Below are 21,928 nucleotides of genomic sequence, written 5' to 3'. Positions count from 1 at the left end.
GTGGTGCCCGGAGAAGAGACCGTCGTGAGAGCCGGATGAGAACCGTCTCATCCGGACTCGCCGAGCCGGTATCCCATCCCCCGCACGGTTTCGATCCGTTCGGCGCCGATCTTCCCGCGCAGGTACCGGATGTAGACGTCCACCACGTTCGAGCCGGGATCGAAGTCGAATCCCCAGACACCGCCGAGCAGCTGTTCCCGCGAGAGGACCTGGCCGCGGTGGCGCAGCAGCGTCTCCAGCAGCGCGAACTCGCGAGCGGTGAGGTCCTTCTCCTCCCCCGCCACCGACGCCTTCCGCGTGCGGAGGTCCAGTGAGAGGTCTCCGGCACGCAGCACCGCCGCTTCCGTCTCCGGATTTCCCCTGAGCCGCAACCGGATGCGGGCCAGCAGCTCCTCGAACGCGAACGGTTTGGCCAGGTAGTCGTCGGCGCCGCCGGACAGCCCGGCGACCCGGTCGACGACGCTGTCCCGCGCGGTCAGGATGATCACCGGCACGGTCCGGCCCGCCGCCCGCAAGGCGCGCAACAGATCCGCGCCGTCGAGGTCCGGGAGCCCGAGGTCGAGGACGACCAGATCGTGCGCGCCGGTCAGCGCCTCGGTCAGGCCCTCGGTACCGGTCCGGACCCAGCGAGTCGCGAATCCCTGCGCCCGCAGGCCTTTCTCGACGAACGCGCCGATCCGCGCGGAATCCTCCACCACCAGCACACTGGTCACCGGTCCATACCTCCTGCGACGGGGATCTCGATGGTGAACCGCGCGCCCTCACCGGGCTCGGTGTCGAGCAGGACGCGGCCGCCGTGCGCTTCGGCGATCGCGGCGACGATGGGCAGGCCGAGTCCGGCGCCGTCGTCGCCGCTCGCATTACTGCCGCGTTTGAACCGTTCGAAGATCCGGCTCCGCGAGTCGGGCGGGACACCTTCGCCGGTGTCGCGGACCCAGAGCCGGGCGGTCGAGGCGGTGACCTCCGAACCGAGGGCGATCTCCTGCCCCGGCCCGGTGTGCCGGACGGCGTTGGAGACCAGCTGCAGCAAGGCCTGCGTGAGCCGTTGCCCGTCCGCACGGACGACGACCTCCGCGACCGCGTCGAGCCGCCAGGCGCGTTCGGCCAGCGGACGGGATTTGGCGAGTGTCTCGACGATGAGGTCGGCGAGGTCGACGTCGCCGGGCGTGACGAAGTCGGGGCTGCCGGATTTCGCGAGGATCAGCAGGTCGTCCACGATCCGTTGCATCCGGCCGAGTTCGTCGAGGACAAGGTGCCGGGTGGCCGCGTTCTCCTCGGGATCGTCACCCATCAGTTCGAGATGACCGCGGACGATGGTGATCGGCGTGCGCAGTTCGTGCCCGGCGTCGTCGATGAAGTCCCGCTGCCCGGCGAAGGCGTGTTCGAGCCGGTCCAGCATGGTGTTGAAGGTGCGCCCGAGCGCGGCGACGTCGTCGGAGCCGCGGACCTCGATACGGCGGGACAGATCGGTCTCGCCGATCTGCTCGGCGGCCAGCCGGACCTCCCGCACCGGGGCGAGGATGCGGCCGGCCACCAGCCAGCCAATCAACCCGGCCAGTACCAGCGCCGCGCCCGACATCGCGGCCATGACGCCGATGACGTCGTTGATCTCGCCCGCGGCGTGGTCGACGAACTCGACGATCACGAAGGCACCGCGTCCTGGCGAGCCTTCGATGGTCACGGGGATCACGCCGTAGCGGGCGGAGCCGACGGCGGTGGTGACCGTGCCGTACGCGGGGCTCGTGGCGCGGGCCAGTTCGGCGACGAACTTCGGATCGGTGTCGAGCCGGACCGGGGGTTCGATGGCGCTCCGCCTCGACGCGGCGCCGTCGATGATCGAGAAGAAGGTCTCGTACTTCTCCGGCAGATTCCGTTCCAGGTGACGACCGAGGACGGCCTCGACGGTCACCGGGCCGCCCGCCGGACGGGCGTCCGGGGTGGCCAGAAAAGCACGGAGCTTGCCTGCCTCGTGCGCGATCTCGTTGTCGAGCCGCTGGTCGAGCTGGTTGTGCAGCACCGTGCGGGTCGCCAGCAGCGACCCGGCTAGCGCCAGCAGCACGACCAGCAGGACCCACGCGAGGATCCGGGCGCGGGCACTCATCGGCGGCGGCCCCGCTCAGTCGTCGAGGTCGAAGTCGAAGTGGTCGTCCCCGTCATCCGGGTCATCATCGGGGTCGTCGTCGTGCCCGGCCAGCCGGGGCGGCACCACCGCCGGCGGGGCACCGCCCTCGCCGGGCCCGCTGGCGGCCTGCCCCGCGGGGGCGACGACCGGCGGGCCGAGGTCGGGCGGCGCGGCCGCGGTGGCCGTGACCACGGCGAACGTCCCGGCGGCCACCACCACGACGGTGGCGGCCCCGGCCAGCAGGAGGATTCGGGCTCGCATGCCTTCAGCGTGCCCGGCGAGGGTGAGCCGCCGATGAGGGTCCGATGAGAACTTTCTCATCGGACCGGCTCACCGCCGGGGGTGCGGATACTCCGGCTCACGGTTCTGGAAAGACAGGATGTCCGGGTTCCGGATCGTGCCCTCGCTGATCTCGACGGCCCGGTCGAGCGTCGGATCGGTGGCCCAGGCGGACGGGCCGCCGAGCACCTTCTCGAGATGCGGCAGCAGGGCGCCGCTGATCTCCCACGTGGCCGAATCCCAGAGGTAGGAGGGGCTGTGGTCGACGGCGTAATAGGTGAGGCCGCCGACGTCGAAGGTCGGCTCCGTGAACGTCGTCGGTTTCGCCCAGCTGAAACCCATCGCCTCGTCACAGGAAACGTCGACGACGAGACTGCCGGGCTTGAACGCCGCGAGGTCCTCTTCGCTGAGGAAGGTCAACGGTGCCTTCGGATCCTGCAGGACACAGTTGACGACGATGTCGTGTCCGGCGAGGAAGTCCGCCAGCGGCACCTTGCCCTCCTCGGTGATCGCGTGACTCCGGCGAAGATCGGCCGGGCCCTTCAGATCGTGGTCGAGATGCACGATGTTCGCCGAATGGATCGGCGAGCCGACCGCGGTGACGCCTCGATGCGTGAGCACGTGCACGTCGTGGATCCCGTGCGCGTTCAAGGCCGTCACCGACCCCCGCGCTGTCGCCCCGAAACCGATCACGACGGCACGGAGACGGCGGCCGTAGTCACCGGTCGAGCCGATCAGCTGCAGCGCGTGCAGTACCGAGCAATAACCGGCCAGCTCGTTGTTCTTGTGGAACACGTGCAGGCCGAAGGACCCGTCGCTCCGCCAGTGGTTCATCGCTTCGAAAGCGATCAACGTCAGCTTCTTGTCGAGAGCGAGCTGAGTGAGCTTGTCGTCCTGGACGCAATGCGGCCAGCCCCACAGGATCTGCCCGGGCCTCAGCTCGGCCAGGTCGTCCGCCACTGGTTTGGCCAGGAGGATGACGTCACAGTCGGCGATCAGTCGTTCACGGGAGCGCAGACCGGCGACGAGCGGTATCAACTCCTCGTCGGAGATGCCGAACCGCTCTCCATAGCCGTTTTCGAGGTAGATATTTCGCCGCAGAGCGGGGTCGATCCGCTCGAGGTGCCGCGGATGGATCGGAAGCCGTCGCTCGTTTTCTTTGCGCGAGCGGGAAATGACGCCGAGAGTGAGCTGGTCCACGTGGGGCCCCTTAACTAGACCTCAGTCTAAGCACAACCGGTTCGGACGGCGTCAGGTCGGCGGCCCCGGGGGGTGGTGTCCGGCTCAGGTGAACGCCGCCGCGTTCCGCGCCGCCCATTCGCCGAAGGTCCGCCCCGGACGGCCCAGTACCCGTTCGACGTCGGGGCTGACCCGCTGCTCGTCCGCCGTGGGCGAGCCGAGAATCGCGAGCGTGGCCTCCACGACCACCGGCGGCATGAACCGCGACATCTCCGTCCTCGCTTCGTCTTCGGCCAGCTCGGCGAACCGCACCGGCTCCCCCAGCGCCGCGCCGAGGGCCGCCGCCTGCTGCCTCGGCGAGATCGGCTCGGGCCCGGTCAGCACGTAGGTCTGTCCATTGTGGCCGGTTTCCCGCAGTACGACGGCCGCGACGTCGGCGATGTCGAGCGGGTCGATCACCGGCAGCGCGGTGTCCGCGAACGGCGCGGCGACGACACGGTCGGCGCGAATCGACGGCGCCCACTGGAAAGCGTTGGAAGCGAAGCCGCCGGGACGCAGCACCGTCCACTCCAGACCCGAGTCCTTGACGGCCGTCTCGAACCCTGGCGCGTGCCGCCCGCTGCCGACGCCTTGGGACGACAGCAGCACGATCCGCCGCACCCCGGATTCGCGTGCCGCCGAGACGACGTCCGCGACGTTCCCGCCCGCGGCCATGAAATCCCCTGACGTCAGCAGGAAAACGCGGTCCGCGCCGTCGAACACCGTCTTCAGCCCGGCCGGTTCCGCGAGATCCGCCTGGACGGGCCGCACGCCGTCGGGCACGTCCGCCGCCGAAATCCGGCGCGACACCGCGGCCACTTCCTCTCCTGCCGAGGCGAGGGTTGCCACCAACCGCCGTCCCACGTTCCCGGTCGCTCCGGTCACCACGATCATCGGTCTCTCCTTGGTCCGTTCTCCTTGACGGGACCGAAGCTACCTTCCTGGGGATAGTAGGTACCTAGAGGAAAGTAATGGGAAATCAGGCCTTTCGTGACCGCGATCACAACTCGAAAGCCCTCGACGGCCACCTATGGTCGGGCTCATGTCCGACACCGCACTCGGCCCGCTGCGCGTACTCGACTTCTCCCGCGTGCTGGCCGGCCCGTTCGCCACCATGCTCCTGGCCGACTTCGGCGCGAACGTGCTCAAGGTCGAGCGCCCGGGCACCGGCGACGACACCCGCAGCTGGGGCCCGCCCTACGACGCGTCCGGCCAGGCGACCTACTTCCAGTCGGTGAACCGCAACAAGACAAGCGTGGCGCTGGACCTCGGCGATCCCGACGACCTCGCCCAGGCCCGCGCGCTGGCGCTGGCGGCCGACGTCGTGGTCGAGAACTTCCGGCCCGGCGTGATGGACCGCCTCGGGCTCGGACCGGACACGCTGCGCGCGGCCAACCCCCGGCTGGTCTATTGCTCCATCACCGGTTTCGGTTCGGGCGGCGGCGCGGCGCTGCCCGGGTACGACCTGCTGATCCAGGCCGTCGGCGGCCTGATGAGCATCACCGGGGAGCCGGACGGCGAGCCGCAGAAGGCCGGGGTCGCCCTGGTCGACGTGCTGGCCGGGCTGTTCGCGAGTGTCGGGATCCTCGCCGCCCTCCGCCACCGCGACCGGACCGGCGAAGGCCAGCGCGTCGAGATCGATCTGCTGTCCAGCCTGCTCGCCGCACTGGTCAACCAGGGCAGCGCCTACACCTCGGGCGGCACGGTCCCGGCGCGGATGGGCAACCGGCATCCGAGCATCGCGCCGTACGAACTCGTTCCCTGCGCCGATCACGAGATCGCCCTCGCCGTCGGCAACGACCGCCAGTTCGCCGCGCTGTGCGAGGTCATCGGCCTGCCGGAACTGGCGGGGCAGGACCGTTTCGCGACCAATCCGGCCCGCGTCGAGCACCGCGCCGAACTCCGCGTGCTGCTGGAAGAGCAGCTGAGCCGCCGCCCGGCCGCCGACTGGGCCGCGGAACTGAGCGCGGCCGGGGTGCCCGCCGGGGAGGTCAACGACATCGCGGGCGCGTTCGCGCTCGCGGAGCGGCTCGGCCTGAACCCGACGGTCGAACTCCCCCGGCCCGACGGCACGCCGGTCCGGCTGACCCGTAACCCGATCGGGTTGTCCGCGACCCCGGCCCGGTACGAGACCGCGCCCCCGGCCGACCCCGGGCAGCTCGTCCTGCCCCTGCCCGGCTGGGACTGACGAGCGACGGTCAGCGGCTCGTCAGCCCTTCGTCAACGGTGGCCGCGAAGCTCCCGGTCATGACGAACAAGACAGTCCTCATCTCCGGCGCCGGCATCGCCGGACCCGCCCTCGCCTTCTGGCTCGCCCGGCAGGGCTACGCGGTCACCGTCGTCGAACGGTCCGCGGGGTTGCGCACCGGCGGCCAGGCGGTCGACTTCAAAGGGGCCACCCACCGCACCGTGCTGGAACGGATGGGGATCCTCGACGAGATCCGCCGCCACCAGACCGGTGGCCACGACCAGACCATCATCGACGCCGAGGAACGGCCACGCGCCGTGCTGCCCGGCGAGTTCACCGGCGGCGACGTCGAGATCCGGCGCGGCGACCTGACCGCGATCCTCTGCGAACGGGCGGCTCAGGACTGCGAGTACGTCTTCGGCGACTCCATCACCTCACTGACCGAGACCGCCGACGGGGTCGACGTCACGTTCGAACGCGGCGCCCCGAGGCGGTTCGACCTCGTCTTCGGCGCGGACGGCATCCACTCCACCGTGCGGCGCCTGGCGTTCGGTCCCGAAGCCGACTACGTGCGGCACCTCGGGCACTACTACGCCCTGGTCGAAACCGGCGAACACGACGACTTCCGCGGCGCGGGCGGCCTTTCCCTGATGTACAACGAGCCCGGCCGCATGGCCGCCACCGGCGGGCCCAAGGCGCCTGCCTTCTTCGTCTTCGCCTCCCCCGAACTGACCTACGACCGGTACGACATGGAGCAGCAGAAGGAGATCCTCACCGCCGCCTTCGAAGGCGGCGGCTGGCGGCTGCCCGAACTGATGGAGGCGGTGAAGCGGTCGGACGACGTCTACCTCGACTCCCTCAGCCGGGTCGAGATGGACGGCTACCACACCGGCCGGGTCGCGCTCCTCGGCGACGCGGCCTACGGCAACACGCTGGGCGGCTTCGGCACCGGCCTCGCCATCGTGGCCGCGTACGTCATCGCGGGTGAACTCGCCGCGGCGAACGGCGACCACGAGGTGGCGTTCCGGCGGTACGAGGAGAAGTTCCGCGGGTACGCCAAGATCGCCCGAGGCGCCAACGCGGGCCCGTTCCTCGCGCCGCCGACGAAGCTGCGGATCGCCCTGCGCAACCAGATGTTCCGCCGCCGTCTGATGCTCCGCGGGATGCTGTGGATGACCGACAAGCTCGCCACCGACATCGTCCTCGACGACTACCCGGCGCTCACCCGGCTTCCGGGTGCGCGATCCGGCCGGCCGTGATCGGCTGGTCCAGGTTTCCCGCGTGACGTTTCCGGGGAAGCCGTGTCTTACAGATGCCACCGGACGGGGGTGGCGTGAAGGGAGCTTCGCCATGGCGCCACTGCACAGGTGCGCTGGATGACGACGTCGGCGAGAGAAACCGCGACCGCACCCGCGGCCGGCGAGACGGCGCTGGACGACGCCACGCTGGTGGCGCGGGCCCGTGACGGCGAGATCCGCGCGTACGAGCAGCTCGTCCTGCGCTTCCAGGGGAACATGTACCGGCTGGCGCTGCGGATGCTCGGGAACAAGGGGGACGCCGAGGACGTCGTCCAGGAGGTGTTCCTCACCGCCTGGCGACGGCTCGACCAGCTCCACGAGGACGCCGCGTTCGTCGGCTGGCTCTACCGGATGACGACCAACCGGTGCCTGAACGTCATCCGCGCCAGGAAACCGGTGGCCGACGTCGAGCTGGACCAGCAGGAGTCCGCCGGTTCCGCCGGGCGGCCGGACCGCACCGCGGAGACGAACGCGCAGCTCACGGCGTTGACCGGGGCGCTGGACGAGCTGACCGCCGAGCAACGGGCCTGCTGGCTGTTGCGCGAGGTCCACGGCCGTTCCTACGAGGAGATCGCGAAGGCGATCGGGGCGACCACCACGGCGGTGCGCGGACGCATCGCACGAGCACGAGCACAGTTGGCGGAGGTGATGGCGCCATGGCGATGAACCACGCGACTCAGGACTACCTACTGCCGTGCGGCCGGGATGTGGAACAGGTCTGGGAACGACTCGACGAGGTCGACGCCGGACGGGCGGACGCGCACGAACTCGACTGCCCGCACTGCCGGGCGACCCGGGAGAGCCTGCGGGTGCTCCGCGGCTTGACCAGGGAACTCGCCGAGGACGACGACGAACCGTCGCCGGATCTCGTCGGCCGGATCATGTCGGCGGTCCGCGCCGAGGTGCGGCGCCGCGACCTGGTGCCGCTGGCCAGCCCCGAACCGGGCGAGGTCCAGGTGAGCGATCAGGCCGTCGCCGCGGTGCTGCGGTTCGCCGCGGACACCGTCGACGGCGTCCGCGCCCGGCACTGCCGGGTCCGCCGGTCGGCGGAAGACCCCTCGGACGCGCCGGGCGTGGACGTGGAATTGAGCCTCGCGATCGCGCACGATTTCGACGGCGACTCGCTGAGCGTCGTCCGCGAGCGGGTCACCGCGGCCGCGGGCGCACGCGTCGGCGTCCGGCTCGCCCGGCTGGACCTGGTGGTGGAGGACATCTATGACGCGTGAGCAGCCATCGGCCCCGGCCGGGCAGCTGGTCGAGACGGTGATCACCCCGCCGGTGGTCGCCGCCGTCGCCGCGCACGCCGCGGCGAAGGTCCCCGGCGTGGCCCGCCTGGAACCCGGTCTGCGCGGACTGGCCGGTTCGCTGACCAGGATCGCGCGGCAGCGCATCAAGGGCCTCGAACCGGCGCCGACCGAAGGGGTCCGCGCGTTCGTCGACCACGATCCGCCGGACGTGCGGGTGGAGATCGATCTCTCGGTCTCCGGGCTCGACCAGGCCGCCGCGACCGCGCAGGCGGTCCAGCGCGCGGTCAGCCGTGCCGTCACCGAGGCGACGGGGCTCGTCCCCTCCGCCGTCTCGGTGTCTATTTTGGACATCGAAATCCGTGGAGGCCTGTTGTGACCGCCCGTTCCGAACTGACCGCGTCGCTGCTCAGCGCGCTCCGCGACGTGCCGGGGCTGCGTCCGGCGACGCCGTCCACCACGGCAGCCGCGGCGAACCTCCCCTGGGACCTCGACGTGATGGCCGTCGACATCTCCGAGGACGTCGTCGAGATCCGCGTCGTCGCGCTGAGCGTGCCGATCCCGCCGCTGACGGAGACCGCGGGCGCCGTCCTGCGGGCCGTCCTGGCCGGAACCGCTTGGGAGAACGCGAGTCTGCGGTTCGTCGTGACCGATGTGGACGCCGCCGCGCTGGTCCCCTGACAGCCGTTCCCCTGGCAAAGGGAAGATCGCGGTGGCCGCACCCGAGGGCGTGGCCACCGCGATCATGGGGGTGGGGACTAGTTCTTGTTGGTGCCGGGGGTGAGCACCTTGTCGATGACGAAGACGGTGGCGTTCTTGGTGGGGATGTTGCCGCAGAGGATCTTGGCGCCGTTGACGGTCATGTTCTCGCCGGAGCCTTCGATCTTGACCGGGCCGCCGGCGGTGTTCAGGCTCTCCACCGACTTGGCCGACTCCAGGCCCTTGGCGTCGTAACGCTTGCCGACGACGTGGTACTGCAGGATCGGGGCCAGCTGGTCCGGCTTGCCGGCGAGCTCGTTGAACTTCGCGTCACCGAGGGCGGCGAAGGCGGGGTCGGCCGGGGCGAACACGGTGATGGCCTGCTGGCTGTTGAGCGTGTCGACCAGGTTGGTGGCCTTGACCGCGGCGACCAGCTTGGTCAGCAGCGGGTTGGTCGAGGCGGCGCTGGCCACCGGCTGCGGGCCCATCGAGTCCAGCGAACCGGGCTCGCTGCCCTGCGGCAGCTTCGAACAGGCCGGGCCGAACACGTCGGCGTTGGTGGTGACGCCGTCACCCGAAGCGGCGCTGGACATCGGGGCCGACATCGAGGAGGACGGGGCGGGCGCGGGGGCACTGCCGGAGCTGCCGGACGAAGCGCTGTCGTTGCTGCTGCAGGCGGCCAACGCCAGCGCGGCGACCGCGGTGAAACCGATTCCTGCGACGCGAAGCTTGCTCACGGAAAATCACTCCATTTGTTTTTTCGGGTTCTTACCAGGTATTCGGAACTGCTGCGGAATCGGATTGCCACACTTTCGAGTGACGCCGATCACCGGGTGGTGAAAGTGATGGTGTGCCAGCCCGTCGCCCCGTCCGGAACGGTTCCGGCGCGGGCGTCGGTCTGCGTGTAACCGGATTTGTCGACCGCGCGGACGACGGCCTGGTGGCTACCCGCCGGGAGGTCGAATTCGGCCCACCACATCCGCCAGGTGTTGACCCCCACCTCACGGGAAAGCGTTGCGGACACCCAGTTCCCGGTACCGATCCGGACCTCGACCCGGTCGATGCCGGTGTGCTGGGCCCACGCGACACCCGAAATACGGACCTTGCCGGCCGATACCGTTTCGAATCCTTTCGGACTGTCGATCCTGGACTGCGTTTTGATCGGGGCCTGTTCACCCCAGCCGCGGTCGAGCCAGTACGCCCGGCGCGCTTTCCAGGTCGTGATCTCCAGGTCTTTGACCCATTTGGTCGCCGACACGTAACCGTAGAGACCGGGAATGACCAGCCGGGCGGGGAAACCGTGTTCGACCGGCAGCGGTTCCCCGTTCATCCCGATCGCCAGCATCGCGCCCCGCTCCGGATCGAGCGCGGCGGCGACCGGACTGCCGGAGGTCCAGCCGTCGACACTGGTTGAGAAGATCTGCTCGGCGCCCGGGAGGACCTCCGCCTCCCGCAACAGATCCCCGAGATCGATGCCGATGAAGTTCGCCGTGGACACGTAGGTTCCGCCGACCTCGTTCGAGACGCACGTCATGGTGATCGTGCGCTCGATCAGCGGCCGGTCCCGGATGTCCGAGTAGCTGTACCGCGTCTCGTTGCGCACCATGCCGTGCAGACGGAGACTCCAGTCCTCGGTCCGGACCTGCGGCACGGACAAGGCCGTGTCCACGCGGTAGAAGTCGCGGTTCGAGGTGAGGAAGGTCGGCGTGCCCAGTTTGGCGAAATCCGCGTCGGCCGGGATCGGCGGCGCCGGGCGGACCGGCACGAGCCGCCCGACGGCCGCCCGCGAGGACTCGGCGTCGCGGCTCCCGGCGAGAAGCTGTCCTCCCGCCCCGGCCGCGCCGGCGGCGACGACGGCACCGGCCCCGGCCAGCAGCACCGACCGGCGCGACGGGGACGCCTCACCGTCGGGTGCCTCGTCCACCGCGAGCACCCTGGCCGTGGCCAGGCGGTGCAGCCAGAAGAACACGGCGACCCCGGCGATCAGGCTGGCCAGCGGCGCCAGCAGCGCGGTTGTGGAGAGGTCCGGGCGCTGGGAGACGGCGAAGCCGCCCAGAAGGCCGAAGGCGGCGATCAGCACGAGCCCCGGAACGGGTGACCGGCGCGAGGCGATCCCCGCCGCCGCGGCGGCGAGCACCATCACCACGGCCATCCCGCCGAGCAGGACGAGCTTGTCGTAGACACCGAACGTGCGGACCGCGAAATCCTTCAGTTCCACCGGCGTCAGATCGATCGCCCCGTTGCCGACCGCCAGGTACGGCGAGGCGTTGGCGCCGATGAACCCGGCGACCAGATGCCCGGCCGCCAGCGCCGCGGCGAGGGCCACGACGCCGAGAACCGCCGCCCCGAACAGCGGGAGGCGTCGATCCTGGCTGGCTCGCGAAGTCTTCATGTGAGGTATTCGCGGCCGACGGCCTCACGGACTGGTTTTTTCTTTTCTCGCAAGGGAAAACGCGTAGCCGCAGAACACCTCGTGGAGTATTCGAGGCGGGCACGCCCGCGGACAGGTCACGAAAGGGACACGGCCGACAGCGGCCGAGCCCGAGCCGGTCGCGAGGCTGGGGGGCCGAAGGGCCCCTTCCCCTCATCTCACGCGGTGAAGGGCGCTTTCCTCGCATCGCATGCGAGGAAAGGCCCCTTCAGCACCGTCGATCTGTCGGCACCACAGCCACCCACCCGAGTTGCGCCGCTCACCCCGACTTGCATGGTCATACACACCTATGCATATACTTCCATCATGTCCAAGGTACTCACCTCTCTGCCTGTCGGCGAACGCGTCGGGATCGCCTTCTCCGGCGGCCTCGACACCTCGGTAGCGGTCGCGTGGATGCGCGAGAAGGGTGCAGTGCCGTGCACCTACACCGCTGACATCGGCCAGTACGACGAGCCCGACATCGCCTCGGTCCCCGGCCGGGCGAAGGCCTACGGCGCCGAGATCGCGCGCGCCGTCGACTGCAAGGCCGCGCTGGTCGAGGAAGGGCTCGCGGCGCTGGCCTGCGGCGCCTTCCACATCCGCAACGGCGGCCGCACCTACTTCAACACCACGCCGCTCGGCCGCGCGGTCACCGGCACACTGCTGGTGCGCGCGATGCTCGAGGACGACGTCCAGATCTGGGGCGACGGCTCCACCTTCAAGGGCAACGACATCGAGCGGTTCTACCGCTACGGCCTGCTCGCGAACCCGTCCCTGCGGATCTACAAGCCGTGGCTGGACGCGGCGTTCGTCAGCGAACTCGGCGGCCGCAAGGAGATGTCCGAGTGGCTGCAGGGCCACGGGCTGCCGTACCGGGACAGCACCGAGAAGGCCTACTCGACGGACGCGAACATCTGGGGCGCGACCCACGAGGCCAAGTCGCTGGAGCACCTCGACACCGGTATCGAGATCGTGAACCCGATCATGGGCGTCCGGTTCTGGGACCCCGAAGTCGAGATCGCGCCCGAAGACGTCACGATCGGCTTCGAGCAGGGCCGCCCCGTGACGATCAACGGCAAGGAGTTCGCCACCGCGGTCGACCTGGTCCTGGAGGCCAACGCCATCGGCGGACGGCACGGGCTCGGCATGTCCGACCAGATCGAGAACCGGATCATCGAGGCCAAGAGCCGCGGGATCTACGAGGCGCCGGGCATGGCGCTGCTGCACGCGGCGTACGAGCGGCTCGTCAACGCGATCCACAACGAGGACACCCTCGCCAGCTACCACAACGAGGGCCGCCGTCTCGGCAGGCTCATGTACGAAGGCCGCTGGCTGGACCCGCAGGCGATGATGCTGCGCGAGTCGCTGCAGCGCTGGGTCGGCGCGGCCGTCACCGGCGAGGTCACCCTGCGGCTGCGGCGCGGCGAGGACTACTCGATCCTCGACACCACCGGCCCGTTCTTCAGTTACCACCCGGACAAGCTGTCGATGGAGCGCACCGAGGACTCGGCGTTCGGCCCGGTGGACCGGATCGGCCAGCTCACCATGCGCAACCTCGACATCGCCGACTCCCGCGCCAAGCTCGAGCAGTACGCCGGGCTCGGCATGGTGGGCGGCAGCCACCCGACGCTGATCGGGGCCGCGCAGGCGGCGTCGACCGGGCTGATCGGGGCGATGGACGCGGGCGGCGCCCAGGCGATCGCCTCACGCGGCAAGGCTTCGGGCGACGACGAACTGCTCGACCACGCCGCCATCGAATCCGGCACGGACTGACCCGAACCACCGGGACGCGGAAGCGCCGGGCGCGCGGCATCGAAGCCGTTCGCCCGGCGCTGTTTCTTTCTCCGGTCTCCCCTGGCCGGACGGCTACTTGCCGCCGACCTTCGACCGCCGCTCCGCCAGTTCGTCGACCAGCCGGGTGATCTCCACCTGGCCGATCGCCTCGGCCAGCACGGAAACCGCCGCGATGCTCTCGATCTGATACTGGACCGGCACCCCGCCCGAGGCCCGCGACCGCGCTTCGGCGTCCGCCTTCTTCTCCGCTTCGACGGCCGTGAAGACGCCGCCCGCGCCGGCGTTGACGCAGCTGATCGAACCCGAGCCGTTCAGTGGCAGCGTCGCCGTGTTTCGGCAGCTGCCCGCCGAGCGGCCGCCGATGGTCACGTTCGCGGTCATCGTGGCGTTGACCTGGCCGGTGACCTTCCCGCCGCTGTTCGCCGACGCGGAGCTGGACACGTTCGCGGTCACCGTGCAGCCCGCCGCACCGCACGCGACCGTGGCCGCGCCGTCCATGTCGAACCGCACGCCGGTGTCGACCGCGCCGGACAACTTCCTGGTGTTCGACATCAGGTCCTCGTAGACCGCGTCGGTCTCCTGAGGTGACAGAGCGTCCACATCGGACTCTCCGAGACCCGCGCCCGAGGGCAGCTGGGGCCGGGATTCCGGCCCTGGCATGGTCGGCAGCCTCGGAACGGACGGCATCCCGCCGGGCACGTTCACCGAATACCGCAGGAGCCGGTGCGGCGCCTCCTTCGAGACGTACAGGTCACCGGCGGGCGTGCTCGCCTTGATCGCCGGGACGTCGCGGACGGTCTCGTTCTGGTCGGAGGGGATCTCGCCCGCCCGCTTCAGTGCCTCGCCGAGGCGCGCGGCGAGTTTCTCCGGCGTCTCGAACTGCTGCAGGACCGGGCCGAACAGCGCCTCCTCGCCGGTGATCCACCGGTCCTTGAGGTCTTCCGCCGCCGAAGAGTCCACTCGTGACCCGGGCAGCATGCCGTCGGGCGCCTTGAAATAGACCTTGCCGCCGACGACCAGGATCTCGATGTCCCGGCCCTGGAACGACATCGTGCCGGACGTCTCGCCGTACGCCGTGGTCTTGACGTCCGTCTTGATCATCCCGCCGACCGCGGAGGTGCTGTTCCGCACCGCCGGCGCCGAGGAGAGCCCGGCCAGCGCCTGTTCGAAGGGCTCGCGGCCCGCCTTCGACGGCCACAGGAGCCAGGTCGTCAACCCGGCGAGAAGCACCACCACGAGTCCGGCGATACCGCCGAACAGCAACCACCGCCGGGTTTTCCGGGCGGGCGGCGCCGGATCCGGTTGAGGGACCCAGCCCTGCGGCGGCGGCCACTGCGCGCCTTCGGGTGGGAATGCCTGCTCCACGTCGCCTCCATCACTGAATTCACCAGACGGCCTCACGCTAGGGACGGATGATGAAAACTTGATGAAACGCCGGGCGGGTCCCCGGCCGCGCCGGGCGGACGCGGCCGGGGACCGGGCTCACCCCTTGCGAGCGAACGAGATCCGGTGCAGCCTGCCGGGCGTCTCGTCGGCCAGGTACAGCTCGCCGTTCTGGTCGGTGCCGAACGTGGTGGCGTCGAGCGGGAACTCGCCGATCCGGGCGCTTTCGTAGGTCCCGTCGGCCTTCTTGCGCACGGCCCAGGCGGTGCCCTGGCAGAAGTCGGTGGCGAGATAGGTCCCGCCCGCCAGCGCGGCGTACTTCTGGCCGCGATAGACATGCCCGCCGATCACCGCGCAGCCTTCGGCGCCGGAGATGTAGTGGAAGACCGGATCGGTGTAGGTCACGCCGTCCTTGCACCGCTCCTGGTTGAACACGACCGGCCCCTCCTTGCAGGACCAGCCCAGGTTCGCGCCGCCCTTGCCCGCGGCGAGACGGTCGACCTCCTCGAACCGGCCCTGGCCGACGTCACCGATCCACAGCGAGCCGTCGGCCGGGTCGAAGGAGAACCGCCACGGGTTGCGCAGGCCGTACGACCAGATCTCCGCACGCGCCCCCGCGACGCCGACGAACGGGTTGCCCGCCGGGACGCAGTACCGCAGCGGACGGCACGCGCGGCTGACGTCGATGCGCAGGATCTTGCCCAGCAGCGTGTCCAGCCGCTGTCCGCTGGCCAGCGGATCGGCCGCGCCGCCGCCGTCGCCGATCCCCCAGTACAAGTACCCGTCCGGCCCGAACGCCAGCTGCCCGCCGTTGTGGTTGGGATACTCGGAATGCGGCTGGGTCAGCAGTTCGGTGAGTTCACCGGTGTCCAGCCGGACCCGCGCCAGCGTCACCGCGCTGTCGGACTTGCGGGTGTAGGCGACGTAGGCCCGCCGGTCCCTGGCGATCGCCAGCCCGAGCAGCCCGCGTTCGACGTCCGCGCCGTTCACCTTGTCGCTGATGTCCAGGACCGGTTTGGCGGCGAGCCCGGTCCGCGGATGGTAGGCCCGGACGACGCCTCTCTTCTCCACAACGAGGATCCGGCCGCTTCCGTCGTTGAGCGCCGTGATCGCGGTCGGGTTCACCAGCCCGGTCGCGACCTGGGTCGCCGTGGCGGTCAGTTCACTGAGCGGAACACCCCGCGCCGCCTGGGGTTCCGCACTGCTCGCGGTCGGGAGGAGGGCCCCAGCCAAGGCGAGCCCGGCCACCAGGGACAAGCCCCGGCGAAGGTGCCGTCGCGTCATGTGGACTCCAATCACCGTTGAATGGTCTGGTCCAATTCAACAGCGGCCGGAGCAGTGGTGGTACCTCCAGATGCGAGCTTCTTGTCGGTTTGTTTCCCCCGAAAGCCGACCTTCGGACGCTTGTGATGCAACGAGGCAACCGCGGAATGAACACCATGAGTCGTCGTCGTCCCGGGCTGCCCCGCAGGCGACACGCCGGTGAGGGCCACCACATTCGAGTGAACTTACCCGCTCGGCGGTGTGAGACTGGCCGTTCGTGCCCTTCCCTGGAGGATCGGGATGGAACCTGAGTGGCCGGGTTCCTCATGTCGGGCAACGATCGATCAGCTGTCGGGGCGGCGATGATCCGGTGACCGAGGACGACGAAAGTACGGGCGAACCCGCCGAACTCGTCCGCCTCTACAACGACGGCGCGACGATCGAGAGCCTGGCGGAGCGCTTCGCGCTGAGCTATCGGAAGGTCCGGACCACCCTGCTGGCGGCCGGTGTCACCTTGCGACCGGCGAAGATCCAGCTGCCGCCCACGCCGCCGGGACTCGTGAACGCCTACCTATCCGGCCGGAGCATCCGCCAGCTGGCGGACATCCACGGTATGAGCTACAACCAGACCCGCCGGATCCTGCTCGCGGAAGGTGTCGTGCTTCGCCCCCGCGGAGGGCAGTAACCAAGCTTTCCTGATTCTGCCCGAGCCGGTCCTCCGGGCGGACGTGGCCACCACCCGCCCGGAGAATCCAAAGCTTCCCCCACTGCGCTTGACCTGCGTCATCACGCAGCGAAGATGATCCAAATGTCGTGCACGGACGAGCACTCCTTTCCTCTCGAATACCGCATGGCAGCCACTCCGCGCCGGGCGGATACGGTCGAATCTCCAAGTTCACGAAGCGCTCGTCCATGGTTCGAGCAGGCTTTGACCGAGGCGACCCTTCCGAGCGGCTGAGCGAAGAGTACAGACCCACTCAAGTGACCCCTAAAAGGGGTGCGTCACCCTTCCGCACAATCGCCGTAGCGACACACCACACGAAGGCTTGAACTGCGGCTTCCCTCTGCGGTCAAGCAACTCTCCGGCCTTCCGGCGCGTCGGCCCGGGCCTCGAGCGACCGGCCATCGCCCCAGCGGCACGTCTCTAGTCAATGCGCGGACGAGCAATCGCAAAAGCGGCCGTATTCGCGAAAATTATTCAACACTAAGGAGTTAACCAAGTGGCTCCAAACTGCCCTGAGTAGCATTTGCGCGGGTCTATGTCACTCTTTTCAGTGGCTACCCACTGGTACGGTCTTCGCGACGGAAGTGTCAGGCACGGTTACCGCGGAGGATCCGCAGATGCGGCGAGGGCATCGCCATGGTGTCCCCCTCCCCTTCACGGGTCGCTGGGACAAGGGGCCCGCGCGCGTCGAGTTCGGCCAGTAGCGCCTCGATCGCGTCGGCCTTGGCCGTCCGCGCCCGGCCGCGGAAAAGCTCCGCGGCGTCCCGCCACAGCTTCCGCGCGGCATCGGGGTTGCCGTGATCGCAGACGATCGTGGCCAGGACCGAAAGGGCCCGCGCCTGTCCGGTCGCGTGCTGGGACCGATTCGCCAGGTCGACCGCCCGATGCGCATGCCGCAGCGCCGCCCGGTCGTCACCCTCGGCATGCCGCAGCTGCGCGAGTACCGTGTTGAGCTTCATGACCGTCGGGAGGTCTTGGCTGGCCTCGACCAACGCCGACCCGGCAGCGCATTCCGCCGAGGCTTCGGAGAGTCTGCCCAGCCGGACCAAGAGTTCCCCAAGCGCGATGTGGGTCCACAGCAGTTCGGTGGCGTCGCCGACCACGCGCCGTCGTCGTAGGGCCTCCCGATACAGACCGAGCGCCTCCTCGTCGTGGCCACCCATCTCGACCAGCGCGTCGGCCAGCCGGTGTTCCGCGCTGGCGCATACCAGCGGCACGCCCAGTGCCCGTGCGGACGGCAAGGTCTTCCGGTACATCGCGGCCGCTTCGGCCGCGCGACCGGCGTGGAGATGCACGCGGGCCAAATTCAGCCTGACGGTGACACCGCCGATCGCGATCCCGTGGGCGTCGACCAGTTCGAGTGCGCGCAGCAGGCACCGCTCGGCCGCGTCCTCAGCGCCGATGAGCATGTGCACGACCGCCAGATCGTTCAGGCACGAGGCGAGTGAACCCACGTCACCCTGTGCCGTCGCCGCGCGGACGGCGATGGTCAGCCCCTCGATCGCGTCGGGGAACCGGCCCTGCAGCTGGAAGAATTCCGTTGTCATCGCGGGGATGGCGTACGCGATGGTGTTCAAAACGCCTTCCGAAGCGGCGATGACCCCCATGAGGGTGGTTCTTTCTCTCAACACCCATTGCCGCGCTTCGGCGACGGTGCGGAGCCTGGGCGTCCACTCCGTCGGGACCATCGGCGGCAAGTCCAGCAGGCTCTTGTGCGGGACCTGAAGCCGGTACGCGTCGATGACCATCCTCAGGTAGAACTCGAACATCTTCCTTCGCGCGAGGTCCACATCAGGCAGCTGAGCGGCCAGTGTCGCGGCGTACAGGTGCAACAGATCGTGCACGCGATAGCGGTCGAGATCGGCGGGATGCTCGATCAGGTGGGCGGCGACCAGCACGTCGAGCGACCGGCGCACCTCCGGCGCCGGGCGCCCGTCCGCGGCGGCGATCGCGTCACCGGTCACTTCGGCGCTCGGATGCAGGCCGATGAGCGCGAACACGCGCCGCTCGGCGGGCCGCAACACCTGATAGGAGAGGGTGAAGGCGGAGCGCAGGCTCGTACCCGGCCAGTCTCCCTCGTCGCCGAGGTCCAGCAGCATGTCGGCCGTGCGCAACTGATTCGCCAAGGTCCCGATCCGCGTTCCCGCCCGTGAGCTGGCGCGCTCGGCGACGAGGGTCAGTGCCAACGGGTTGCCCCGGCACAACCGCACCAGTTCTTCCACGCCCGCCGCCTCGTTTCGCGCGCGGGGGCCGATCCGCCGGGTCAGCAGGGAGGAGGAGTACCTGTCCTCGAGTGGGCCGACCTCGATCACGGGCGGGGTCAGCTTCGCCGACAAGGATTTCAGCCGCCAGCGGGAAACGATCAGCACGGTGCACGAAGACAGGACACCCAGCAGCGGCGCGACCTGATCGGTGCTGCGCACGTTGTCGAGGATCACGAGCATCGAGCGCCGGGCGAGCAGCGCGCTCAGTTTCGCCGCGCGCGCAATCGGGTTGACCACTTGGTCGACCGGAAAATCGAGCAAGGACAAGAGGGTGTCGATGATTTCGCCCGCGTCGGCGCGCGCAGCCTGGCTGTCACCGCGAAGGTCCAGCATGACCGCGCCGTGCCGATAGCGTCGTTCGGCGCGATGGGCCCACTTCGCGACCAGCGTCGTCTTCCCGACTCCAGGACCTCCGTTCACCACCACGACCGCACGCCGCGGCGCCCCCGCCGTATCGGTCGTGCAGGCGTCGAGCATGGCGAGCAGATCGGCCCTTCCCGCGACGTCTTCGATATCCGGGGGCAGATGCCGGATCACGTGCTCGCCGGAATCCGGCGCGGCCGGCTTTCGCCGCGGAATCATCCGGTCGGGCCGGATGAGCACTTCCTCATTGACGGCCCGCAGTTGTTCCGCCGCCCTTGTCTCCCCCGCTTCCCGATATCGGGCATACGCCGCGCGGAAGAAGTCCGCGGCTTCCGCGGGCTGGTCGGCCTCGGCCAGTGCTCGAATTCGCAATTTCGCGAAGCTCAGTTCCATCGGATGCGCCTGTTCGAGCTCCGCGAGTCTCCGCACGGCCACCTCGGCTTGGCCGATCGCCAATTGTTCGGTGACGACGAATGCGTTCGCCGGAATCCACTCACTGCGGATCCACCTGGTACGCCATCCCTCGGCTCGTTCGGTACGCAGATCGGACAAGGCGTCGTCTCGCCACAACCGGATGGCCGCGAGTGCCTCGATCAGCGCGCGATCGTGCTCCCTCGCCTCACGGAATCGGCCGGCCTTGTCCATCATGGTCCGGAATCCGACATGGTCGATCAGCGCTGGTTCGACCTCCAGAAGACAGCCGCCTTTGGCGACACTCACCTGTGCGGGCACGGATTTTTCGTGGAACGCCTGGCGTAGCCTGGCCGCGTATTGGTGCAGCGTGGAGTGCGCGTTCAGCGGGGGACTTTCGTGTTCTTCCCACACCCAGTCCACGACGACGTCCAGTGGCATCCGCCGGTTCGGCGCGGTCAAGAGCGCGGTCAGCACCTGCCTCGGCCGGGGGCCCGCCCAGTTCACGTCCACATTCCCGTGCATAAGCATGGCCGTTTGCCCGAGAATTCCGAATGCGATTTCCACGAGTACTCCCCTTCCCCATGGCGAACCGGGTTCGCCACCCCTGTCCCGCCGGATCATTTTTCCACTCGGCGGCACATAAGGCCAGGTCATCGAGGTATTTGTCAAACATCGGCGATCACCGTTGATCACTTGTCAATGATCTGGCAACCGGCCGAAGCCGTTTTCTTCACGTGCACTCCCATGCTGGCTACGGATACCGAAGATCCGGCGAGGGGAAATGTCATGACCGAGTTATCGTGGGTCCGTAGTCCGGCGGGAAGTCGTGATCAGCATTGGGCGACACGCAAAGGCGTCAAATCCGTACTGGTGATGATCCCGTACATCGTCGCCGGAAACCGGCTCCTCGATCTGCTTCCGCTCCTGGAGGCGGACCACCGGCTCCAGGTGATCTTCACGATCCCGGAGCCCTGGGAGTCCTGGTGCGCCACGGACGATTTCGTGGCCGCCCAAGGCGGCGTCGTCCTGCCATGGGCCCAGGCACGGCGCGGCGAGTACGACCTCGTTCTGGCCGCCAGCCAGCGTGGCATCGACGAGGTCACCGGACCGGTGCTGCTGATCCCGCACGGCGGAGGGTTCGCACAGTACCGGCCATGGCGGCCGCCGGACGCGGGCCATGGCTGGAGTCCCCAGGTCGGGCTCGGCGCGGGCCAGCTGATGCGGGAGGGCCGGGTGCGCGCCGATTCGATCGTGCTCGTTCACGACCGCGAGATGGACGTCCTCGCCGATGCCTGTCCGCAGGCGGTCCCCGCCGCGATCGTCGCGGGTGACATCGCGCTGGACCGGCTCACCGCCAGCCTTCCCTTCCGCGAGCACTACCGGCGGGGACTGGGGGTTCCCGCCGACCGGCGCCTGGTGATGGTGACCTCGACCTGGTCCGATCGCTCGGCCTACGGTCGGCATCCCGATCTGTTCGAGCAGGTTCTCGACGAACTCCCGCCCGAGCGGTTTCAGGTCGTCGGTGTCCTTCACCCGCAGATCTGGTCACACCACAGCCTTTGGCAGATTCGCTCGTGGCTGGCCGACAGCCTGCGGGCCGGGCTCACCCTCCTCCGCCCCGAAGGAAGCTGGCGGGCCGCCTTGATCGCCGCCGACCACGTCATCGGCGACTACGGCTCCGTGACCGGCTACGCGGCCGGTATCGGCAAACCCGTTCTCCTGGCCGTGAACGGTACGCAGCCGCTGTTGCCCGGCACGCCCAGCGCGGTCGTCGCCGAACACGCGCCGCGATGGGACCCGGGCAGTCCCCTGGTGCCCCAGCTGTTCTGCGGGGACACGGCGGACGTCGCCACGCGGGTCCGGGCTCTGCTGTCGTCGCGTCCGGGCGAGGCCGCGGCGATCCTGCGCACCGAGATGTACCGGCTCCTCGGCCTGACCGAACCCGCCAGGGCGATCCCGGTGTCGCCGGTGCGGATGGCGGAGGTGCTGCCGTGCTGACCCGCGTCGGCGCCGGTGAGATCTCGTTCCTCATCGCCACGGCCGGTGACGGTGTCCGCGCATCCCTCGCCGACGTGCTGGTCCATTCCGGACCGCATCGCGCCGCGGACGCCCGTGCCGTGATCGCGAGCGCGTTCGACCGGCTGCCCGGTCTCACGATCGCCGCCGTCCCGTGCCCGCCCGGGTACTGCCTTCTCGGCGACCGCACGGGAGACCTGGCCCTCATCCCTTGCGAGTCCGCCACGCTGGCGGGCGCGGGCGCGT

19 protein-coding genes are annotated in these 21,928 nt (G+C 69.4%); 9 read left to right on the top strand and 10 right to left on the bottom strand.

The window, feature by feature from the left end; translation table 11 throughout:
- Positions 1-47 precede the first annotated feature (47 nt).
- The 5 genes from SD37_RS11425 to SD37_RS11405 all read right to left on the bottom strand — a co-directional run bounded on the left by SD37_RS11425 (position 48) and on the right by SD37_RS11405 (position 4,513).
- Complete coding sequence (locus tag SD37_RS11425; protein WP_044851608.1) at positions 48-713, bottom strand: response regulator transcription factor; 666 nt, start codon at positions 711-713, stop codon at positions 48-50.
- Positions 710-2,101, bottom strand: coding sequence for a sensor histidine kinase (locus tag SD37_RS11420; RefSeq protein WP_044851609.1), 1,392 nt, complete (start codon positions 2,099-2,101; stop codon positions 710-712). Before SD37_RS11420 ends, SD37_RS11425 begins: the two co-directional genes overlap by 4 nt.
- A 15-nt stretch (positions 2,102-2,116) precedes the next feature.
- Positions 2,117-2,383, bottom strand: coding sequence for a hypothetical protein (locus tag SD37_RS11415; RefSeq protein WP_044851610.1), 267 nt, complete (start codon positions 2,381-2,383; stop codon positions 2,117-2,119).
- Between the two features lie 69 nt (positions 2,384-2,452).
- Positions 2,453-3,601 carry a N(5)-(carboxyethyl)ornithine synthase gene (locus tag SD37_RS11410; RefSeq protein ID WP_044851611.1) on the bottom strand — a complete coding sequence of 383 codons (1,149 nt, stop codon included), beginning with the start codon at positions 3,599-3,601 and terminating at the stop codon, positions 2,453-2,455.
- Between the two features lie 84 nt (positions 3,602-3,685).
- On the bottom strand, positions 3,686-4,513 hold the full coding sequence (locus SD37_RS11405; RefSeq protein WP_044851612.1) for an NAD(P)H-binding protein: 828 nt from the start codon (positions 4,511-4,513) through the stop codon (positions 3,686-3,688).
- A 148-nt stretch (positions 4,514-4,661) separates the two neighbouring features.
- On the opposite strand from SD37_RS11405, the gene SD37_RS11400 reads away from it, so the two are divergent.
- The 6 genes from SD37_RS11400 to SD37_RS11375 all read left to right on the top strand — a co-directional run bounded on the left by SD37_RS11400 (position 4,662) and on the right by SD37_RS11375 (position 9,030).
- Positions 4,662-5,807, top strand: a complete 1,146-nt coding sequence (locus SD37_RS11400; protein WP_044851643.1) for a CaiB/BaiF CoA transferase family protein — start codon at positions 4,662-4,664, stop codon at positions 5,805-5,807.
- Between the two features lie 59 nt (positions 5,808-5,866).
- Entirely contained in the window at positions 5,867-7,066 is a 1,200-nt protein-coding gene (locus tag SD37_RS11395) for an FAD-dependent monooxygenase (protein WP_044851644.1), read from the top strand.
- A gap of 117 nt (positions 7,067-7,183) precedes the next feature.
- On the top strand, positions 7,184-7,771 hold the full coding sequence (locus SD37_RS11390; RefSeq protein ID WP_044851645.1) for an RNA polymerase sigma factor: 588 nt from the start codon (positions 7,184-7,186) through the stop codon (positions 7,769-7,771).
- Entirely contained in the window at positions 7,762-8,331 is a 570-nt protein-coding gene (locus tag SD37_RS11385) for a hypothetical protein (protein ID WP_044851613.1), read from the top strand. Before SD37_RS11390 ends, SD37_RS11385 begins: the two co-directional genes overlap by 10 nt.
- On the top strand, positions 8,321-8,728 hold the full coding sequence (locus SD37_RS11380; protein WP_044851614.1) for an Asp23/Gls24 family envelope stress response protein: 408 nt from the start codon (positions 8,321-8,323) through the stop codon (positions 8,726-8,728). The genes SD37_RS11385 and SD37_RS11380 overlap by 11 nt, the downstream gene beginning before the upstream one ends.
- Entirely contained in the window at positions 8,725-9,030 is a 306-nt protein-coding gene (locus SD37_RS11375) for a hypothetical protein (protein ID WP_044851615.1), read from the top strand. Before SD37_RS11380 ends, SD37_RS11375 begins: the two co-directional genes overlap by 4 nt.
- 77 nt (positions 9,031-9,107) lie before the next feature.
- Here the strand turns inward: SD37_RS11375 and SD37_RS11370 are convergent, their stop codons facing one another.
- Entirely contained in the window at positions 9,108-9,785 is a 678-nt protein-coding gene (locus SD37_RS11370; protein WP_044851616.1) for a fasciclin domain-containing protein, read from the bottom strand.
- Positions 9,786-9,874: 89 nt separating this feature from the next.
- Entirely contained in the window at positions 9,875-11,440 is a 1,566-nt protein-coding gene (locus SD37_RS11365; RefSeq protein ID WP_044851617.1) for a molybdopterin-dependent oxidoreductase, read from the bottom strand.
- A gap of 345 nt (positions 11,441-11,785) precedes the next feature.
- Between SD37_RS11365 and argG the strand changes: the two genes are divergently transcribed.
- Positions 11,786-13,234: an argininosuccinate synthase gene (argG, locus tag SD37_RS11360; protein ID WP_037320186.1), complete on the top strand. Its 1,449-nt coding sequence runs from the start codon at positions 11,786-11,788 to the stop codon at positions 13,232-13,234.
- A 93-nt stretch (positions 13,235-13,327) separates the two neighbouring features.
- Here argG and SD37_RS11355 read toward each other — a convergent pair whose 3' ends face one another.
- Together SD37_RS11355 and SD37_RS11350 are read right to left on the bottom strand one after the other, a co-directional pair.
- A complete protein-coding gene (locus SD37_RS11355) occupies positions 13,328-14,620 on the bottom strand; it encodes an SON protein (protein WP_236725347.1) in 1,293 nt (430 codons plus the stop codon).
- Positions 14,621-14,737: 117 nt separating this feature from the next.
- On the bottom strand, positions 14,738-15,922 hold the full coding sequence (locus SD37_RS11350; protein WP_044851619.1) for a PQQ-dependent sugar dehydrogenase: 1,185 nt from the start codon (positions 15,920-15,922) through the stop codon (positions 14,738-14,740).
- 349 nt (positions 15,923-16,271) lie between these two features.
- Between SD37_RS11350 and SD37_RS11345 the strand changes: the two genes are divergently transcribed.
- Positions 16,272-16,586 (top strand): helix-turn-helix domain-containing protein, encoded by a 315-nt coding sequence (locus SD37_RS11345; RefSeq protein WP_044851620.1) that lies wholly within the window; start codon positions 16,272-16,274, stop codon positions 16,584-16,586.
- Between the two features lie 626 nt (positions 16,587-17,212).
- Here the strand turns inward: SD37_RS11345 and SD37_RS11340 are convergent.
- On the bottom strand, positions 17,213-20,230 hold the full coding sequence (locus SD37_RS11340) for an AfsR/SARP family transcriptional regulator (protein ID WP_044851621.1): 3,018 nt from the start codon (positions 20,228-20,230) through the stop codon (positions 17,213-17,215).
- A gap of 222 nt (positions 20,231-20,452) precedes the next feature.
- Between SD37_RS11340 and SD37_RS11335 the strand changes: the two genes are divergently transcribed.
- Positions 20,453-21,664, top strand: a complete 1,212-nt coding sequence (locus SD37_RS11335; protein WP_044851622.1) for a hypothetical protein — start codon at positions 20,453-20,455, stop codon at positions 21,662-21,664.
- Positions 21,665-21,928 lie beyond the last annotated feature (264 nt).

The sequence above is a fragment of the Amycolatopsis orientalis genome (genome assembly GCF_000943515.2).
Taxonomy (GTDB): Bacteria; Actinomycetota; Actinomycetes; order Mycobacteriales; family Pseudonocardiaceae; genus Amycolatopsis; species Amycolatopsis orientalis.
This window is presented reverse-complemented; position numbering and strand designations above follow the sequence as displayed.

What these genes read in the sequence shown, in the direction of transcription:
- SD37_RS11380 (WP_044851614.1), top strand. Translation starts at nt 8,321, where the DNA reads ATGACGCGTGAGCAGCCATCGGCCCCGGCCGGGCAGCTGGTCGAGACG.
- SD37_RS11395 (WP_044851644.1), top strand. Translation starts at nt 5,867, where the DNA reads ATGACGAACAAGACAGTCCTCATCTCCGGCGCCGGCATCGCCGGACCC.
- SD37_RS11390 (WP_044851645.1), top strand. Translation starts at nt 7,184, where the DNA reads ATGACGACGTCGGCGAGAGAAACCGCGACCGCACCCGCGGCCGGCGAG.
- SD37_RS11335 (WP_044851622.1), top strand. Translation starts at nt 20,453, where the DNA reads ATGACCGAGTTATCGTGGGTCCGTAGTCCGGCGGGAAGTCGTGATCAG.
- SD37_RS11385 (WP_044851613.1), top strand. Translation starts at nt 7,762, where the DNA reads ATGGCGATGAACCACGCGACTCAGGACTACCTACTGCCGTGCGGCCGG.
- SD37_RS11415 (WP_044851610.1), bottom strand. Translation starts at nt 2,383, where the DNA reads ATGCGAGCCCGAATCCTCCTGCTGGCCGGGGCCGCCACCGTCGTGGTG.
- SD37_RS11400 (WP_044851643.1), top strand. Translation starts at nt 4,662, where the DNA reads ATGTCCGACACCGCACTCGGCCCGCTGCGCGTACTCGACTTCTCCCGC.
- argG (WP_037320186.1), top strand. Translation starts at nt 11,786, where the DNA reads ATGTCCAAGGTACTCACCTCTCTGCCTGTCGGCGAACGCGTCGGGATC.
- SD37_RS11405 (WP_044851612.1), bottom strand. Translation starts at nt 4,513, where the DNA reads ATGATCGTGGTGACCGGAGCGACCGGGAACGTGGGACGGCGGTTGGTG.
- SD37_RS11365 (WP_044851617.1), bottom strand. Translation starts at nt 11,440, where the DNA reads ATGAAGACTTCGCGAGCCAGCCAGGATCGACGCCTCCCGCTGTTCGGG.
- SD37_RS11420 (WP_044851609.1), bottom strand. Translation starts at nt 2,101, where the DNA reads ATGAGTGCCCGCGCCCGGATCCTCGCGTGGGTCCTGCTGGTCGTGCTG.
- SD37_RS11350 (WP_044851619.1), bottom strand. Translation starts at nt 15,922, where the DNA reads ATGACGCGACGGCACCTTCGCCGGGGCTTGTCCCTGGTGGCCGGGCTC.